We start from the raw sequence: 2,271 nt of genomic DNA on the forward strand, positions 1-2,271 counted from the left end.
AGAACGAGGCGCCGTGGATCCTGGTTCCGGGCAGCGCCGCGAAGAGGGTGCCGGGCAGCGCGTCCTGGGCCCGGATGGTGGCGCCGGTGAGCTCCGTGTGGGCTGCCGCCCTGTCGCCGAGGAGGCCGGCGCGCACCGCGTCCGCCAGCTGTGCCGCTGTCGTCATAGCCTGTCCTCGACCCGCCTCTCGTTGTCCGTGACCCCCCGTGAACCCACTACACGCTACCTTGCCGGTCGCGGGTCACTGCGCCTGCAGGATCAGGTCGGCTGCGGGGGCGGACGGCGGGATGTTGTCCCGGTTGACCAGCCAGGAGGCGATGTCGTGGAACAGCGGCGCGGCGGACGCCCCGAGGGTGCCGCGCTGGGGGGCGTCGAGCATGATCGAGATCACGTACCGCGGATCGTCGGCGGGCAGGATCCCGGAGAAGGTGATCCAGTACCGGGAGTTGGAGTAGCACGCACACGACGGGTCGATCTGCTGGGCCGTGCCGGTCTTACCGCTGATCTGGTACCCGGCCACCGCGGCCTGAGGGCCGGTTCCCGCCTGTGCTCCCGGCCCGGACTGGACCACCGAGCGGAACATGTCGCGCACCGTGCGAGCGGTCTGCTCACTCACCACCCGCTCGCCCTCCGGTCGCTCGGACGCATGGGTCTCACCGTCCGGGTCCACCCGCTCGGCGACGATCCGGGGCGGCACCCGGACCCCGTCGTTGGCGATCGTCTGATAGATGCCCGCCATCTGCAGGGTCGTCATGGACAACCCCTGGCCGATCGGCAGGTTGGCGAAGGTACCGCCCTGCCAGTTCTGCAGGTCGGGCACCAACCCGTCCGATTCACCGGCGAGTTCGATCCCGGAGCGCTGCCCCAACCCGAACTTCTCCAGGTACTCCGAGTACGGCTCCTTGCCGACCCGCTGGGCCAGCATGAGGGTCCCGACGTTGGAGGACTTCCCGAAGATGCCCGTGGTCGTGTACGGCGTGGGACCGTGCTGCCACGCATCGGAGACGGTCACCCCCTCCATGCTGATGCTCCCGTCGACGGAGTGGACCTCCCCGGGATCGGTCAGCCCGGCCTCGATCGCCGCGGCGGCGGTGATGATCTTCTGCACCGACCCGGGCTCGAACGGCGAGGTGATCGCCGGGTTACCGAGGTCGGCCCCGCGCTCGAGCTCGGCGCCGATCCCCACCGCGGGGTTGAAGGTGTTGTCGTTGGCCATCGCGCGGACCTCGCCGGTCCGGGCGTCCAACACGACCGCGGACGCGCTCTGCGCACCCGAGGAGTCCTTGGCGGACTGCACCGCCTTCTGGACGTGCCACTGCAGGTCCGCGTCCAGGGTCAGACGGATCGTGTCGCCGTCACGCGGTGCCGAGACGTTCCGCAGCGTCCCCGGGATCACCGTGTCGTCCTGGGCCCTGTCGAAGGTCTGTCGGCCGTCCTCGCCGTCGAGTTCGTCGTTGAAGGACGCCTCGATGCCCTGCAGGCCGATGAGCTTGCCGTCGTCGCTCTTCGACGTGGCTCCCACCACGTTGGCCGCGAGGGCTCCGCCCGGGTACTCGCGGATGTCCACACGCTCCGCGCCGATCATGGGGAACTTCCTGGTGATCGCGTTGGCCTGGGTCACGTCGACGTTGCGGACGAGGTAGGTGAAGCCACCCTGGGACGTGAGCTTGGCCTCGATCTCCTCGCGGTCCACCTTCTCCCCGAGCACGGACTCGAACTCGTCGCCGATCTCGTCGACCAGCTGGTCCCAGGTGGGTTTGGTGCGGTCCAGTTCCCTGCGCGCCTCGGCGTTGCGCTGCTCGACCAGTGGCTGGATGGACAGATCACGGGCTTCCCGGGTGAACGCGATCGGGTCGCCGTGCACATCGACGATCGCGCCACGGGTGGCGGGGAGCACCTGGTGGACCTGCCGTTGGCTCTCCGCCCGGGCCGCGAGTTCGGTGCCACCGATCGTCTGTACCCACAGCAGCTTGACCAGCGCGATCACCATGATCACCACGAAGGCGGAGCGCATCCACGTGAACCGCCGGTCCGTCGACGCCGCGGTGAGGACCCTGCCGGAGCGGGTGGGGGGCCGACCGTCACCCGACCGGCTGCCGCGAGGGGCCCCCGAGGGGACCCGCGGTCCCTGTCCCGGGTTGCGTCGATCGGTCATCGAGGGGCCTTTCGCAGATCGTGTCGTCAGTAGAGGGGGCCGGGCACCGGCGCGAGTGTCGCGGCGTCACCGCCCGGGGCGGGTGCGGGAACCGGGGGTGCGGGGGCCATGGCCGG

General features: G+C 70.3%; 1 protein-coding gene. It reads right to left on the reverse strand.

Features of this window, described 5'->3' with window-relative positions:
- Nucleotides 1-241: 241 nt before the first annotated feature.
- The gene (locus G6017_RS01130; RefSeq protein ID WP_182609921.1) at nucleotides 242-2,155 is read right to left on the reverse strand and encodes a peptidoglycan D,D-transpeptidase FtsI family protein; all 1,914 of its coding nucleotides are present in this window, start codon (nucleotides 2,153-2,155) and stop codon (nucleotides 242-244) included.
- Between the last annotated feature and the right edge of the window lie 116 nt (nucleotides 2,156-2,271).

It is taken from the genome of Dietzia sp. B44 (genome assembly GCF_014145245.1).
Taxonomy (GTDB): Bacteria; Actinomycetota; Actinomycetes; order Mycobacteriales; family Mycobacteriaceae; genus Dietzia; species Dietzia natronolimnaea.

Bases quoted from the DNA above. Each gene is read 5' to 3' on its own strand.
- G6017_RS01130 (WP_182609921.1), bottom strand. From the start codon at position 2,155: ATGACCGATCGACGCAACCCGGGACAGGGACCGCGGGTCCCCTCGGGG.